The sequence below is a fragment of the Abyssibacter profundi genome, assembly GCF_003151135.1.
Classification (GTDB): Bacteria; Pseudomonadota; Gammaproteobacteria; order Nevskiales; family OUC007; genus Abyssibacter; species Abyssibacter profundi.
This window is the reverse complement of record NZ_QEQK01000001.1, coordinates 237,959-253,827: the sequence shown is the minus strand read 5'-3', so window position 1 is coordinate 253,827 and position 15,869 is coordinate 237,959. Positions and strand designations below refer to the sequence as shown.

11 protein-coding genes and 1 pseudogene are annotated in these 15,869 nt (G+C 62.5%); 10 read left to right on the top strand and 2 right to left on the bottom strand.

Annotated elements, in window-relative coordinates; translation table 11 throughout:
- The 10 genes and pseudogenes from DEH80_RS01095 to DEH80_RS01055 all read left to right on the top strand — a co-directional run bounded on the left by DEH80_RS01095 (position 1) and on the right by DEH80_RS01055 (position 11,898).
- Positions 1–1,485: a type I restriction-modification system subunit M gene (locus tag DEH80_RS01095; protein WP_109718620.1), complete on the top strand. Its 1,485-nt coding sequence runs from the start codon at positions 1–3 to the stop codon at positions 1,483–1,485.
- Complete coding sequence (locus DEH80_RS17135; protein ID WP_133249071.1) at positions 1,482–1,838, top strand: restriction endonuclease subunit S; 357 nt, start codon at positions 1,482–1,484, stop codon at positions 1,836–1,838. Before DEH80_RS01095 ends, DEH80_RS17135 begins: the two co-directional genes overlap by 4 nt.
- 36 nt (positions 1,839–1,874) lie before the next feature.
- Positions 1,875–2,693: pseudogene (locus DEH80_RS01090) on the top strand (restriction endonuclease subunit S); the annotation flags it as partial.
- Positions 2,694–2,699: 6 nt separating this feature from the next.
- A complete protein-coding gene (locus tag DEH80_RS01085; protein WP_109718618.1) occupies positions 2,700–4,592 on the top strand; it encodes a DEAD/DEAH box helicase in 1,893 nt (630 codons plus the stop codon).
- Between the two features lie 67 nt (positions 4,593–4,659).
- On the top strand, positions 4,660–5,112 hold the full coding sequence (locus DEH80_RS01080) for a helix-turn-helix domain-containing protein (RefSeq protein ID WP_109718617.1): 453 nt from the start codon (positions 4,660–4,662) through the stop codon (positions 5,110–5,112).
- 7 nt (positions 5,113–5,119) lie between these two features.
- Complete coding sequence (locus DEH80_RS01075) at positions 5,120–5,689, top strand: PIN domain-containing protein (protein ID WP_109718616.1); 570 nt, start codon at positions 5,120–5,122, stop codon at positions 5,687–5,689.
- 9 nt (positions 5,690–5,698) lie between these two features.
- On the top strand, positions 5,699–9,187 hold the full coding sequence (locus DEH80_RS01070) for a DEAD/DEAH box helicase family protein (RefSeq protein ID WP_109718615.1): 3,489 nt from the start codon (positions 5,699–5,701) through the stop codon (positions 9,185–9,187).
- A gap of 200 nt (positions 9,188–9,387) precedes the next feature.
- Positions 9,388–9,945: a hypothetical protein gene (locus tag DEH80_RS01065; protein WP_165831219.1), complete on the top strand. Its 558-nt coding sequence runs from the start codon at positions 9,388–9,390 to the stop codon at positions 9,943–9,945.
- A complete protein-coding gene (locus DEH80_RS01060; protein ID WP_165831218.1) occupies positions 9,935–11,029 on the top strand; it encodes a DUF1513 domain-containing protein in 1,095 nt (364 codons plus the stop codon). Before DEH80_RS01065 ends, DEH80_RS01060 begins: the two co-directional genes overlap by 11 nt.
- A 113-nt stretch (positions 11,030–11,142) precedes the next feature.
- Positions 11,143–11,898, top strand: a complete 756-nt coding sequence (locus DEH80_RS01055; RefSeq protein ID WP_109718612.1) for a TetR/AcrR family transcriptional regulator — start codon at positions 11,143–11,145, stop codon at positions 11,896–11,898.
- Here DEH80_RS01055 and mdoH read toward each other — a convergent pair.
- Positions 11,847–14,246, bottom strand: coding sequence for a glucans biosynthesis glucosyltransferase MdoH (gene mdoH / locus DEH80_RS01050; RefSeq protein WP_165831217.1), 2,400 nt, complete (start codon positions 14,244–14,246; stop codon positions 11,847–11,849). The genes DEH80_RS01055 and mdoH overlap by 52 nt on opposite strands.
- Complete coding sequence (locus DEH80_RS01045) at positions 14,246–15,796, bottom strand: OpgD/OpgG family glucan biosynthesis protein (RefSeq protein WP_109718755.1); 1,551 nt, start codon at positions 15,794–15,796, stop codon at positions 14,246–14,248. Before DEH80_RS01045 ends, mdoH begins: the two co-directional genes overlap by 1 nt.
- Between the last annotated feature and the right edge of the window lie 73 nt (positions 15,797–15,869).

Below are 15,869 nucleotides of genomic sequence, written 5' to 3'. Positions count from 1 at the left end.
ATGATCACAGGCGATATCAAGCATCAGGTTGACCGCATCTGGGATGCCTTCTGGAGCGGCGGTATCAGCAACCCGCTGGAGGTCATTGAGCAGATGACCTATCTGTTGTTCATCAAGCGATTGGACGAACTGCACACCCTGCGAGAGAAAAAGGCCACCCGGCTCGGTCGGCCCATCGAGCGCCCGATCTTCGGGCCAGGTGAGCAGCGGCTGCGCTGGTCCCGCTTTCGCGAATTGGGAGACCCGCAAACGCTCTACAACACCATTGCCGATGAGGTGTTCCCCTTTATCAAGCGACTGGGCGGCGGGGAGGCGGATTCCACGTACTCCGCGCACATGAAGGATGCCCGCTTCACCATCCCGACGCCGGCGCTGCTGGCCAAGGTGGTGGACATGCTGGACGCCATCCCCATGGACGATCGCGACACCAAGGGCGATCTCTACGAATACATGCTGGGCAAGATCGCCAGCGCCGGCCAGAACGGCCAGTTCCGCACGCCGCGGCACATCATCAAGCTCATGGTCGAGATGATGGCGCCCAAGCCGGCGGACACCATCTGCGACCCGGCCTGCGGCACGGCCGGCTTCCTGGTGGCCGCCAGCGAGTACCTGTACGACCACCACCAGGCCGAGATCTACGCCAGCAAACAGTCCACGGCGCGCTTCAACCGCGACACCTTCCACGGCTTCGACTTCGACAGCACCATGCTGCGCGTCGGCTCCATGAACATGCTGCTGCATGGCGTGGAGAACCCGGCCATCGAGAATCGTGATTCGCTCAGCGAAGGCCACGCCAGCGTGGAAGGGCAGTTCAGCCTGATCCTCGCCAACCCGCCGTTCGCCGGGTCGCTGGATTACGAGAGCACGGCCAAGGACTTGCAGAAGGTCGTCAAGACCAAGAAGACCGAGCTGCTGTTCCTCGCGCTGTTCCTGCGCCTGCTGCAACCCGGTGGCCGCGCCGCCGTCATCGTGCCGGACGGCGTGTTGTTCGGCTCATCCAAGGCCCACAAAACCCTGCGCAAGGCTCTGGTCGAGGACCACAAGCTGGACGGCATCGTCTCCATGCCCTCCGGCGTGTTCAAGCCCTACGCCGGGGTGTCCACCGCCATCCTGCTGTTCACCCGGACCGACTCCGGCGGCACCGACGGCGTCTGGTTCTACGACATGCAGGCCGATGGTTACTCGCTGGACGACAAGCGCACGGCGCTGGATCAGACCCAGCACGCCACCAACAACCTGCCGGACATCTTGCAGCGCTGGCAGCACCGCGACGCCGAGGCCGACCGCGCCCGCACCGAGCAGAGCTTCGTCGTGCCCAAGGCCGAGATCGCCGATAACGACTACGACTTGTCGATCAACCGCTACAAGGAAGTCGTCTACGAGGAAGTGCAGTACGACCCGCCGCAGCAGATTCTGGCCGAGTTGAAGGCGTTGGAAGCCGAGATCATGCAGGGGATGGAGGAGTTGGAGGGGATGTTGTCTTGACTGCTGTGCCTATAGTGAGAGTCGGTGATATCTGCGAACAAATTCGTGGCGTGACTTACTCGAAAGCTGATGCCGTCACGACCCCGCGCGAACAATATCTGCCTGTTCTCCGAGCCAATAACATAACGGAATTTGGGCTTACTTCGGATGGCCTCGTCTACATTCCAGAAGGCAAAGTTTCCGGAAAGCAAAAAGTTCGTAAGAACGACGTCGTGATCGCTGCATCTAGCGGCAGCCTTGATGTTGTCGGAAAAGCTGCCCGGTCGTTGGCCGATTTCGACGGCGGCTTTGGTGCATTCTGCAAAGTATTAAGGCCGAGCGATGCTGTAGACGCGGGCTACTTTGCTCAATAATTCCAGACCAAGAAATACAGGCAGAAGGTTTCCAGTCTCGCGGCCGGTGCAAACATCAACAATTTGCGCAACGAACACCTTAACGAACTAGAAATCCCACTCCCCCCACTCCCCGAACAACGTCGCATCGCGGCGATTCTGGACAAGGCCGACGCGCTGCGCGCCAAGCGCCGCGAAGCCATCGCCAAGCTCGATCAACTCCTGCAGTCCGTGTTTCTGGACATGTTTGGCGATCCGGTGACGAATCCGAAGGGGTGGGCGGAGGTGCCAGTAGGTTCCTTGGCGGAACGTATAACCAAAGGCGAAAGTCCAAAATGGCAGGGTTTCGAATACTGCGACGATGGTGTGCGCTTCATCACCAGCGAGAACGTCGGTCGGGGAAGGATGATTAGAAAAGACAAATTCATTCCCAGCGATTTTGACGATAAAATTTGCCGGTCGCGCCTTAAGAGTAGCGATTTGCTAATTAATCTTGTGGGAGCGTCAATCGGTCGTCTCTCCATCATGGAAGACGACTTATTGCCGGCAAACATAAATCAGGCTGTAGCGACTGTGACTTTGGACCGGACGCGAATTTCGGTCGACTTCGTTATGGCAATGCTTCTGACCCCGAGCGGTCAGAATAGGTTGCTTGGCGGGAAGGTTGATGCGGCTCGAGCGAACATAAGTCTGAAGAACATCAGGGATCTTGTTTTGCCGCTCCCGCCATTGCCCATGCAACGACGGTTTGAGCAGCTGTGTGGTGTTATCCGACATCGTCGAATGGAACTAGCGTATTCCGGTAGCAAGCAAGATGAATTGCTCGCCTCCCTCCAGCAACGCGCCTTCTCCGGCCAACTGAGCCAAGCCGCGTGACCTGACATGGCGCAGTTCTTCCCCGCCCGCACCAGCTGCCTGCACCGGATGACCTCCGGCGAGAGGCGCTTGGCCGAGCGGCTGGAGAAGAAGCTGGAGGACGATTACCTGTGCTGGTACGACGTGCCGGTCGGCCCCAAGGCCTTGCGGCCGGACTTTATCGTGCTGCATCCGCTGCGTGGCTGGCTGGTGCTGGAGGTCAAGGACTGGAAGCTGGACACCATCGCGACCATCGACAAGAGCGAGGCGCGGATTGTCGTCCACGGCGGCATCAAGAAGGTGAAGAACCCGATGCTCCAGGCCAGCGTGTATGCGCTGGAGACGGCCAAGGTGCTGGAGCAGGACCCGCGGCTGGTGCGTGAAGGCGGCTCGGCGTATCAGGGCAAGCTGATCATGCCGTTTGCCTGGGGTGTGGTGTTATCAAACATCACGCGGCAGCAGTTCGAGTCCACCGACCTGGGCGAGGTGCTGCAGCCGGTGCGTGTGATCTGCAAGGACGAGATGACCGAGTCGGTGGACGACGAGGCGTTTCAGGAACGGCTATGGGGCATGTTCCACCATGTGTTCCCGTGCCAGCTCACCTTGCCGCAGATCGACCGGGTGCGCTGGCATTTGTTTCCCGAGGTGCGGGTCAACCCGCAACTGGGGCAGTTCGGTTTGCCGCTGGAGACCACGCCCGAGTCCGTACCCGATTTGGTCAAGGTCATGGACTTGCAGCAGGAGCAACTGGCGCGCTCGCTGGGGGCGGGCCACCGCGTGATTCATGGCGCGGCGGGTTCGGGCAAGACCATGATCCTGGGCTACCGGGCGGCGTATCTGTCGCAGCTGTCCAGCAAGCCGGTGCTGGTGCTCTGCTACAACAAGGCGCTGGCCGCGCGCTTGCAGCAGGTGATGGGCGAGCGCGGCCTGAGCGAGCAAGTCGTCGTGCGGCACTTCCACGGCTGGTGCGGCGATATGCTCCGGGCGTTTCATGTGCCCAAACCCGCCAACAAGGGCAATGCGGGCCAGTACGTGGCGGCGCTGGTCGAGACCACCATGGCAGGTGTCGAGCGCGGACAGATTCCCCGCGCCCAGTACAGCGCCGTGCTGATCGACGAGGGCCACGACTTCGAGCCGGATTGGTTCCGGCTGGTCGTGCAGATGATCGACCCCGATACCGACTCACTGCTCGTGCTCTACGACGATGCCCAGTCGATCTACCACCGCAAGAAGCGCGAGCTGGACTTCAGCTTTGCCAGCGTGGGCATTCAGGCGCGGGGGCGCACGACGATCCTGAAGGTGAACTACCGCAACACCGCCGAGGTGTTGTCGGTGGCCAAGCTGTTCGCCAGCGAATTGCTGTCCGAGACCACCGGTGATGACGACGGGGTGCCGACGATTGCGCCGGAGACGGCGGGCCGCAGCGGGCCCTTCCCGGAATTGATCCGCTGCGAGGGACACTGGCAGCAGATGGATTGCGTGGTCCAGCGGATTGTCGACGCCAATGGGCAGGGGCGGGACTACGACGATATTGCGGTGATCTACCGCTCCGGCAAGCAAGCCAGTGCGCTGGAGCGCGCGCTGAAGGGCGCCGGTGTGCCGGTCACATCCACGGCCAGCCGATCCGGCAAGACCGGCCTGTACGCCGACGGGCAGACGGTCAAGCTGGTGAGCATGCACTCCAGCAAGGGGCTGGAGTTCGGGCTCGTGATCATCCCGGACCTGTGCCAGATGCCGAAGAAGGGCGAGTCAGAATCCGATGAGGCGCGGTTGCTGTACGTGGCCATGACCCGCGCCATGGAGCACCTGGTGATGACCTGCCGTGACGAATCGGCATTCACGCAGCGGGTCGCGGACTCCATTCAGGCAGTTGCTCGGCGCAGCCAGGCTGAGGCGACTGGCAGTGGACAAGCGGCCTAGCGTGTTTCGTTTATTTCGTTTAGCAGCTATACTTGAGGGCCGGCGTAGCTGAATTTGGAGGTCAGACATGGCAGACGATGACGGCAATCTGTCTCTTCCCTCCCAAGAAGAGCAAGAGCAAGCGAAACAACTGCAACGCCGGCTTGCCGAGATGGTCGAGACCGATCAGTGCCACGTGCGGTTGCAAGCCAACGGCGGTGATGAAGCGCTCGAACTGCCGGTGTATGTCGTGCGCATGCTCAACCGCATCTTCGCCGAAATGGCTGAAGGCAATGCAGTCACGCTGGTGCCCGTACACGCGGAGCTGACCACCTCACAGGCAGCCGACCTGCTGAACGTATCCCGCCCGTATCTGATCAAATTGCTGGAGTCGGGCGACATTGCTTACATCAAGGTGGGTAGCCATCGGCGCGTGCGCGCCGAGGACGTCCTGCGCTATCGCGAGACGCAGTTGACCAAACGCCGGGAGGCGTTGGCTGAACTCACCGCGGAGGCACAACGCCTGGGCCTGGGGTACTGAGGCTTGCATGAACCGCTTCCGGGTCGTGTTCGACGCATGTGTGCTCTATCCGGCCGCGGTTCGTGATCTGTTGATGGAACTTGCGGTCGCCGGCTTGTACAAGTCGCACTGGTCGGACGAAATCCATGACGAATGGATTCGGAGCGTGCTCGACAACCGCCCGGATCTGACAGCGGAGCGTCTTGCCAACACGCGCCGACACATGGACGCCTACTCCCAGGACGCGCTGGTCGACGGTTATCAGTATCTGATTCCAACCATCGAGCTGCCGGACGCGGATGACCGCCACGTGGTGGCCGCTGCGCTTCATTGCCGGGCTGATGCAATTATCACGTTCAACCTGAAGGATTTCCCGCGCGAGGTCATGGATGCGCTCGGTCTGGAGGCGATTCATCCCGACGACTTCGTCACGTATCAGTTTGATCTGGATGCACCGCGCACCTGTGAATCGGCCAAGCGCGTTCGCTCGCGTTTGGCCAACCCGCCGTATTCCCCGGAGGAGTATGTGTCGCACCTGCGCAAGTCGGGCCTGCCGCGTACCGCGGATCGATACGCTGACTGGCTGGCATTGCTGTAGCAAACCGCAATGAACTCAGCGTCAAACTTCCAGTTCCTGGCCGCCGAGTTCAAGCCACTACACGCCCACGCGATTGCGGCGGAGGCGCTGGTGCATTCCGACGCCCGGGCGTGCTGCATGCGCATCCGCCATGCACTGGAGCAGGCCGTGCACTGGCTCTACGAGCACGACCGTGACCTGCGGATGCCGTACGACAACCAGCTCAACGCGCTGCTAACCCATCAGCAGTTCGAGCGGCTGGTGCCAGATCGCATTCACCAGAAGATGCGGCTGATCCAGAAGTTCGGCAATCAGGCCGTGCATTCGAATCGCTTTGTGCATCCGGGTGACGCACTCAAGCTGGTGCGTGAGCTGTTTCACGTCATGTTCTGGCTGGCGCGGACTTATACACGCGCCAGCGATCCGAAGGCCATTGATGCGCGGTTCGACGATAGCCGTGTGCCCAAGCTGGTGTCCGCCGACGAGGCGGCTGAACAGGCACGGGCTCTGAGCAAGGCCGAGTTGCAAGCTGCCGAAGAACGGTTCCAGGCCCAGATTCGCGAGCAGCATGAGGCCATCGAGCAGCGGGAAGCGGCCATTGCCGAATCGGCCGCCACGCTGGAGGAACGCGAAGCACAACTGGCTGAGCTCAACGCGGAGTTGGCCGCGGCGCGCGCGGCGCTGGCCGAGGCCAAGGCCGCCAACATCGCCGTGCCGGACGAGCACGACTACAACGAGGCCGACACGCGTCGGTTGCTCATTGACGTGCTGCTACGCGAAGCCGGTTGGGTCGTCGGGCAGACGGCGGGCGAGGAGGTGCCGCTGGAGGGTATGCCGAACAGCCAGGGCGAGGGCTTTGCCGATTACGTGCTATGGGGAACCGACGGCAAGCCTCTGGCTGTCGTCGAAGCCAAACGCACGATGAAAGATCCTGAAGTCGGGCAGCAACAGGCCAAGCTGTACGCCGATTGCCTCCAAGCGATGAAGGGCCAGCGGCCGCTGATCTTCTACACCAACGGGCATCAGACTTGGCTGTGGGACGACCGGCGTGCGCCGCCGCGTCAGGTGCAGGGTTTCTACACCCGCGACGAGCTGGCCCTGGCCATCACGCGGCGCGACATCGTGCAACCGCTGCGATCGCTGGCCATCAACAGCGACATCGTCGAGCGTCCCTATCAGCACCGCGCAATCCGTTCCATGAGCGAGAGCTTCGACAGCGGCAAGCGGGCCGGATTGCTGACCATGGCCACCGGAACGGGCAAGACGCGCACGGCCATCGCCTTGGTCGATGTGCTGATGCGGGCCAACCTCGCCAAGCGGGTGTTGTTTCTGGCCGACCGCGTGGCGTTGGTCAAACAGGCCACCAATGCGTTCAAGACCCATTTGCCGGATTCCAGCCCGGTCAATCTGGTGACGGACAAGGCCGGGCAGGGCCGCGTCTACCTGTCCACCTACCCGACCATGATGGGGTTGATCGACCAGCTCGACGGTGAGCGGCGCGCCTACGGTGTCGGGCACTTCGACGTGATCATCATCGACGAGGCCCACCGCAGCGTCTACCAGAAGTACGGGGCCATCTTCCGCTACTTCGACAGCCTGCTGGTGGGACTGACCGCAACCCCGCGGGACGAGGTCGACTTCGACACTTACCGGCTGTTCGGCCTGGAAACCGGGGTGCCGACGGATGCCTACAGCCTGGATGAGGCCGTGGATGATGGGTATCTGGTGCCGCCCCGTGCGCAGTCGGTGCCCATCAAGTTCGTCCGGGAGGGGATTCGGTACGACGAGTTGTCAGACCAGGAAAAGGAGCACTGGGAATCGCTGGACTGGGGCGACCGTGACGACGATGACGTGCCCGATGCCGTCCACGCCGCCGACATCAACAAGAAGCTCTACAACGAGCACACCGTTGACTTGATGCTGCAGCACCTGATGGAGCACGGCCTGCGCGTGGACGGCGGTGACACCATCGGCAAGACCATCATCTTCGCCGTGAACCAGCGGCACGCAAACTTCATTGCGGAGCGGTTCGATCGCAACTACCCGCAGTACAACGGCGCATTCGCGCGCGTGATCACGCACTCCGTCAGCTACGCGCAAAGCCTGATCGACGACTTCAGCGATGCCGCCAAGCTGCCGCAGATCGCGATCAGCGTGGACATGCTGGACACCGGCATCGACGTACCCGAGGTCGTCAATCTGGTCTTCTTCAAGGCGGTGCGGTCAAAGGTGAAGTTTCTGCAGATGATCGGGCGGGGAACTCGGTTGTGCTCGGACTTGTTTGGCCCAGGGCAGGACAAGGAGGCGTTCCTGATCTTCGATTTCTGCGGAAACTTCGAATATTTCAATGAGCACCCCGAGGGCGCGGCAGCATCTGCCGCAGAGCCGCTCGGCAAGCGCTTGTTTAAGCGCCGCCTGGAGCTGCTGACCGCTTTGCCGGCGCGGGCATCAGATGACGCGGTTGTAGTTCGAGACGAGCCTGGCGACTACGGCGGGCTTCGTACTCTGCGGGCGCAGTTGGCGGATGATCTGCAGCGAGAGGTCGCGGCGATGAACCTGCAGAACTTCATCGTTCGCCCTGCGGGTGAATTCGTGTTGCGCTATCGGGAGCGGTCTGCGTGGGAGCACATCGGAGACGAGAATTTCGTTGATCTGCGAGACCATGTGGCCGGGTTGCCAAGTGAACTGCCTCCCGACGACATGACAGCCAAGCTCTTCGATCTGACCTGTCTGCATCTACAACTGGCGCTGGTAAACGAAACCTCAGAGTACCCACAGTACCGGGATCGGATCATCGGATTTGCAGAGGCCTTGGAGACCAAGGACACGATACCGGCGGTCAATGCTGAGCTGTCACTGATTCAGGACGTTCAGACCGATGCATTCTGGAAGGATGTCTCGCTGCCGATGATTGAAACTGTTCGCCGCAAGCTGCGCGGTCTAATCCAGTTCATCGACCGGCAAGCAATCCACCCCGTCTACACCGCTTTGCAGGATGAAATCGGGGAGGCCACTGAAGTCGAGTTGTTGGATGCGACGACAGGCATCAACCTCGCTCGATACCGCCGCAAGGTGGAAGCGTTTATCCGAGACCATGAGCAGCACATTGCGATCGAGCGGTTGAAACGGAACATTGCATTGACGCCGCAGGACCTGAATGAGTTGGAGCGCTTCGTCTACGAGTCCGATGTGGTCGGCGGGCGCGACCAGTTTGTTGAAGCATTTGGCGAAGATCGCTCGCTAGCCGCATTGATCCGGTCCATGGTTGGGCTTGATCGTAGCGCTGCGATGCAGGCGTTTTCGGAGTACTTGGATGAGTCCAGGTACAGCAGTACACAGATTCGCTTTGTACAGATGATCATCGAGCATCTGACCAGAAACGGGCTGATGGACCCTGGTCAGCTCTACGAGCCGCCGTTTAGTGGTTTGCACCACGACGGCGTTGAAGGAGTTTTTGCCGATGCCGAAGTGGACGCACTGATCAGCTGTTTGCAGGCCGTCAACCAAGTGGCTGCCTGAGCGAACGGTCTGGTTGGCCTACGGTGGCCGCCTACCGCCCCAATCAGGCGGGCGTTGCTTACGTGCACATAGGAGCACCGGGTCATAGCGCCTATTCCGCAATTGCGTTGCATTCTCAATTGAGAACAAGGACGATACACCGCGTCATTCAGGGACTGTCTGTTCTGGACAGGAGCAGCCACACAATGCAGGAGCGAAGCGTGTATCGAACCGGATGGGTATTGGCAGGTGTACTGGCCCTGGCGGCCTGCGGGCAGGATAGCGAGCCGGCCGCAGAGTCGGTGTCGCTGGGCACGATCGGGTTGTCGGAGCAGGCCAGTGAGCAGCTGGGTGCGTATGCCGAGCAGGCGCAGGCGTTTGTTGCGGCGCTGGATGAGGGTGCGGACAACGCGGATCTGGCGCATCAGGCGCAGGCCTTGCTGGATTTGTCTGCGCAGATTATCCCTGAGTATGTCGAGGTCTATCCTGGCTGCGACGCGCATCTGACGGCGGCGCTGAAGATTCGCGAGCAGTGGTCTGCGCTGGATCCGGACACCATCGAGCGCGACTACCACCAGGATGCCGCGCTGCCCGAGCCGGCGCCGGGCGCGGATTGCTATCACGCCAAAGATCTGGTGGTGCATCCGGCCACGGCATTGGCGCTGTTAAACCAGCCGGAGGTGGATCGACAGCAGGTTCGCCATGAGATGGCAGAGGTGGCCGCACACGCGGGTGCCGTGCGCAGCGGTGTTGGCTTCAACTCGGGCGATGGCGACTAGACCCGGCTCGGCGCCTCAGCAGCCGACGCGCCGTCGGCTACTGGCCGCCATGGCCGCACTGGGTGTGGTCACAACGGGCGGCATGCTGTGGCAGCGAAGCCGTCACCAAGCGCCGCGTTGGGTGAGTGCAGTGCGCAAGCCCACCGGCCAATACGCGGTTGTGGCGCTGGCTGCCGATGGTCGCCTCATCTGGGAGTTCGGGTTGCCGCATCGCGGTCATTCGGTGGTGCCGTCTCCAGACGGTCAGTTGCTGGCTGCCTTTCCGCGTCGACCGGGCCAGACCATCTGGTTGCTGGACAGCACAGATGGCCGTCTGCTGCGAACGCTACAGGCAGGGCCTGGGCGGCAGATGAACGGCCATGGTGTGTTTTCGGCGGACGGTCGCAGCCTGCTGGTGACGGAAACCGTGTTCGGAGAAACGACGCACGGAGAAATCGCCTTTTACGATGTCCGGTCCGGCACGCTCACGCGCCGATTTGCTTCGGGCGGGCTGGACCCGCACCAATGCCTTTGGTGCGGTGGGCTGCTGGTAATTGCCCATGGCGGTTACATCGAGTTTCCGAACCGCTCCAAACCCAAGCAGCTGGATCCGCTGCGACCACCGAATCTGGCCTGGTTGGACGCAAGCAGTGGTCAGCTCCGCCGGGCGGATGTTCTGGCGGACCCCGGACTGAGCATTCGCCACCTGGCGGCAGATGGCGAGGCTGTCTTCGCCGGGTTTCAGCATGATGACGGTCCGGCCGCGCGGGCGAGTCTGCTCGGCTACGCGACACCTGCTCAGTCGCTCCAGCCCATGGCGGCGGATGCGACGACGTGGGCGGCGTTTAACGGTTATGTCGGCAGCGTGGCTTTGGATGCGAGCGGTCTGCAGGTGATCGCGACGAGCCCCAAGGGCGGGGTTCTGGGCATTTGGGATCGTCGAAATCTGGCGTTTGCAGGGTTGCGGCGGCAGGCCGATGTCTGCGGTGTGGCGGCTGATGTGCAAGGCTGGGTGGCCAGTTCGGGCTTCGGTGTGGTGATGAACGCTGCCGCCGAGGTGGTGCGGACGGACTACGCGTTCGACAACCATCTGGCGGTGATCTAAGCCTCGTAGCCCCGCGCGGGGTCGCCCTCACATGGGCTCTCGACTTGATTGATGGTCCGAGCAGTACATAATGCGGTTTTGCAGGGCAGATCTGCTCTCCGCCAGGTACGGATATGGCCAACCCAGAACGAGTCGCGACCGACCGCACCCAAGAGGTCATCGCGGCGGCGCGTTGCCGCATCGAGCACCCGGATCTCGACGGTGGCACCACCCGGTGGACGTTGCCGCGGGGTGTCCACAATCTGTCGCCGGCAGAGGTCGAGGCCTCTCAGCGTGCGCGGATCTTCTACGGCGTGGTGCATTCGGTGGCCCGCAAGGGCTACACCGCGAGCACAATCGCAGATATCTGTGGGCTGGCGAAGCTGTCCAAAACCACCTTCTATCAGCTGTTCCCCGATAAGGAGTCCGCCTTTCTTGCCGGGTACGAGGCGGTGCATGAGGAACTGGTCAAGCAGGTGAAGCGGTACCGCACGAAGGAGGAGAGCTGGAGCGAACGGATGCGTGAGTCTTTGCGTGTCTATCTGGCATTCAATTTCGCCAACCCGGCTTGCGCCAAGTCCTTTCTATTGGAAATTCATGCCGCCGGCAGTCGGGCCTGGTCCATGCGCGACTGGGGTCACGAGCAGTTTGCCGAGCTGCACCGGAAGCTTTATGCCGATCGACGTCTGGACGCGCCGGAACTCCCGGAGCTGCCTCAGGAGATCTTTCTTGCGGTAATCGCTGCATTGGAAGAGATGGTGTGTACCTACCTGCGTCGCGGACTCGAACAGGACATGCTGGACCTCTTGCCTCGCGCCTTGTTTCTAATCGAGGCCGTTTATAGCGGGCACCCTTCGGCGATGCGGGCGCTGGAGCAGGGCAGCGACTGAGCGGGAGTGGCCTGCTCGGTGGAGGGCCGGGCAGCCAGACGTTGCGTGATTCGGTGTCCCCACTCGCCCGTGAGGTCGGTATCGGGGCGCATCCAAACCGCCCAGGTCAGTGCTTGCAGCGCGGCCATGTCGCGCAGGAGCGTCTGCCATTGTGCTGGCGTCAGGGCGTGTGGCCCGGATTTCAGGGCCTGTCGAGCGGTTTGGTTGAGTTGCTCGCGGATGCGGGCGTGCCGTGAGCGGGTATCTGGCGACATCGCCCAATGGATCGCCCAAACCCGGGGGTCCGCGATGGCATCGGCCGGCTCAAGGCCATGCACCAGACTGTGCTCGCGCTGGCGGGCGACCTCCGCATTGGTCCAGCTCAGAACATCGGGCGCGCGCGTTTCTTCAGGGGTCAGGTAGAGCCGTAGGCATCGCGCCCAGCGGCCTAGGCGCCGGCTGCCGGATAGCGCGGCGACGGGCATGCTGAGCACGATGGGGCCCAGCACCGGAACAGCCCACCACAGATACTCCGGGCTGAGCCACCAGAGGTAACCCCCTGCCGCGGCGGCGATTGCGCTCGGCAGCGCGAACAATCTAATCGCCCCACTCCAGGGTAGGCTGCCATCATCCCGCGACTGCCCGCCCCAACCCGACTTCAATCCCAGCAGGGCCGAGCAGACAAAGCCGGTGTGGGCCACCATGCGCAGCGGCGCGTAGAGGCTGGAGACCAGCACCTCCGTCACCACCGACCCGAACAAGGCCAGCGTGCCACCAAAGCTGCGGGCTTCACCGCGGACCGCCAGCAGGCCTGCGGCCAGCAACTTCGGCGCAATGAGGATGGCCAGCGTCGAGGCAAAGAGGCTGAGCGCCTGCTCGGGCTGCCAGATCGGCCAATCGGGAAACAGCACGCGCTCGTTCGGAAAGTACGCCGGTTCGATGAGCGTTTCGATGGATAGCTGTACGGTCGTCGCCAGCAAGAACAGGAACCACAACGGCGCCGATAAATAGGCCATCGCCCCCACCAGAAAACCCGCCCGGTGGGCTGGGTGGAGTCCCGGGGTGTTGAACAGCCGTAGATGTTGCAGGTTGCCCTCGCACCAGCGCCGGTCGCGGATCAGCTCCTCGATGAGGTTGGGGGGTGGTTCCTCGTAGCTGCCCTGCAGGTCGTAGGCGATCCACACCTCCCAGCCGGCACGTCGCATATAGGCGGCCTCGACAAAGTCGTGGCTGAGAATCGCACCGCCTAGTGGGCCACGCCCCATACGAGGCAGACCGCAGTACTTGATGAACGGCGCGAGACGAATCAGCGCATTGTGGCCCCAGTACTGGGCCTCGCTGAGCTGCCAGTAGTGCAGGCCCGCCGAGAACACAGGCGAGTAAACGCGAGAGGCAAACTGCTGAACGCGCGCGAACAGCGTGCGGCGATTGGCCGGCACGGGGGCGGTTTGCACGATGCCGACCTGCGGCGAGGTTTCAAGGATGCCGACCAGCTGCTCCAGGCAAGCGCCTTGCAGCACGCTATCGGCGTCCAGCACCATCATGTAGTCATAGCGCCCACCCCAGCGGCGGCAAAAGTCCGCGATGTTCCCCGTCTTGCGGTTGATGCGGTGTCGGCGGCGACGGTAGTGGACCCGGCCGGCCAGGCCGGTCTCTCGGATCAGTTCCGCCCAGGCGACCTCTTCCTGCAACTGCGTGCGTGGGTCCGTACTGTCACTGAGAATGAAGTACTGCACCCGGTCGTGCAGAGCAGACTCGGCCACCGACCGCATGGTGGCACGCAGACCGGCGAAGACGCGTTCGACCGGCTCGTTGTAGATGGGCATGACCATGGCGATACGGCTGTCGCCGTCCGGCAGGGTGTCTGGCACGCGTCGGCTGATACGGAATCGGTCGATTCCGGTGAGGCAGATCAGCGAGCCGGCTATCGCCGTCCAGAACCCGATGGATACCCAGAAGAACAGCGCGCCGAACAGCAGGCCGATGACCCACTCCAGGCCGCGTTCGCCTTGATGGGGTAGCAGGTTGATGAAGTAGAGACTGGCAAAGATGGTTTGTGCGGCAGCCATCGTGACCAGTAGCAGGCGGCGCCAGGTCATGATCACCCGCTCGCTAAGCGGCCGGCCGCTGCGCGGCGGTTGGTCTGGCCGTCTGGGCGCCATGGGTGTGCGGCGTAGCGCTGGCATCGACACCAGCTTGAGACGGGGCCAGCCGGTCGGGTCTTGCGCCGGCCCAGGTCGAAACCAATCGCGTAGACGGCGTGCCGCATAAGCGGCCATGTCGGCGTATCGCGGTGGGCCGTTCTGGCTGGTGAGCCCGGCCAGTGCTTGTTGGTGGGCCGTTCGCAGCTTGTTGCCGGCACTGGCCATTAGTTGCCCGGCTCGGTGTAGGTCCAGATTTCGGTGACGCGTTGGCGCTCGGGCGTCAGCAGACTCGCCCTGAGTTCGGCCGGCTGGCCGGATTCCGGTTTGAGCTTGCCGCGGATGACCAGTCGCCATCCGCCGGTTTCCGGATTGCGGAAGCCGATCTGCTCCGCCACGACGAAATGCGGGGGGAAACCCAGGTCGGGTGTGAGCTCCACATCTTCAGGAAGTTCAGAGAGGGCTGGACCCGCGAAGTCGATGACATAGCGGTGCAGGCCATCCAGTTCAGCGGCGCGCGCGATGCGGGTCGCGATGACTCGACCGGCATCGGGGCCGGCCAGTTCGGCGTGTTGCCAAGCGATCCTATATCGGAACTCCAGAGGTTCATCGGCCGGCCAAGGCGCCTTGGGTCGCCAATAGGCCACGATGTTGTCGTTGACCTCATTCTGAGTGGGGATTTGCACCAGTTCGACGGACCCTTCACCCCAGTCACCCTGTGGTGTGATCCACGCGCTGGGGCGTTGATGGTAGTGCGCCTCCAGGTCCTGGTAGCTGGAAAAGTCGCGATCCCGCTGCATGAGGCCGAACCCGTGCAACTGATCGGTTTGGAATGCGTTGATGGTCAGACGCGCAGGGTTGACCAGGCCACGCCACAACCATTCGTCTCCCGCGTGAATGAGCAGGCCGTCGGAATCATGGACCTCGGGACGGAAGTCATGGGGCGGGCGTGGCACTTCTTCCCCGTACTGGAACATGCTGGTGAGCGGCGCGAGGCCGATCTTCGTGAACTCGCCTCGCCGGAACAGCGTGGCGCGCACCTCGGTGGTCGTCGTTGTGCCGGGCGTAACGAGAAACTCGTAGGCCCCGGTGACGCTCTGGCTCTCGAGTAACGCGAGAATGCGGAACTGACGCGCATCCCGTCGTGGCCACTCGATCCAGAACTGCGTGAAGACGGGGAATTCCTCTCCGGAGCGCTCCCCCGTGTCGATGGCCAGCCCACGTGCGGACAGACCAAGCCATTGGCCCGCGCCTAGCGAGCGGAAGTAGCTGGCGCCATGGAAGATGATCAGCTCATCTTTGTAGTCGGGGCGATTCAGCGGGTAGTGCAGGCGAAAACCGGCGAAGCCCATGTGCTGGTCGACATCCGTGGGCGTCGGGTTGCTGCCGTAGTCGAAGAGGTTGGTGGTGTAGTCAACGGTCTGCACGCCATCCGCGGTGAGCAGGTGGATCTGCACGGGCGTGTCGTAGTAGAGGCCCAGGTGAAAGAACTGCGCCTCGATGGGCAGGTCCTGTCCTCGCCAGATCGACTGATCCGGGCGGAACCGGATGTCGCGGTAGGCATCGTAGTCCAGGCCCTGGAGAGCCGGGGGCAGCGTGACCTGACGGGGTTCATAAGCCTGCTGGGCAAGGGTTCTGGCGTGCTCGACCAACGAGGGGTAGTCGGTCACTGCATTGGCGCGGATGGGCCATGGTGCAAGCAAGCACAAGCCGGCACTCAGCAACGCGATGAGGCGGCCGGGGCGCTCACCCGAAACGGGTCGACAAGCCGTGGGCATGTTGATGTCCTATTCATCCCTGATGCGACATCCCTCTCCCTGGAGGGTGGGAGCATCAAAGTGACAACAAGTT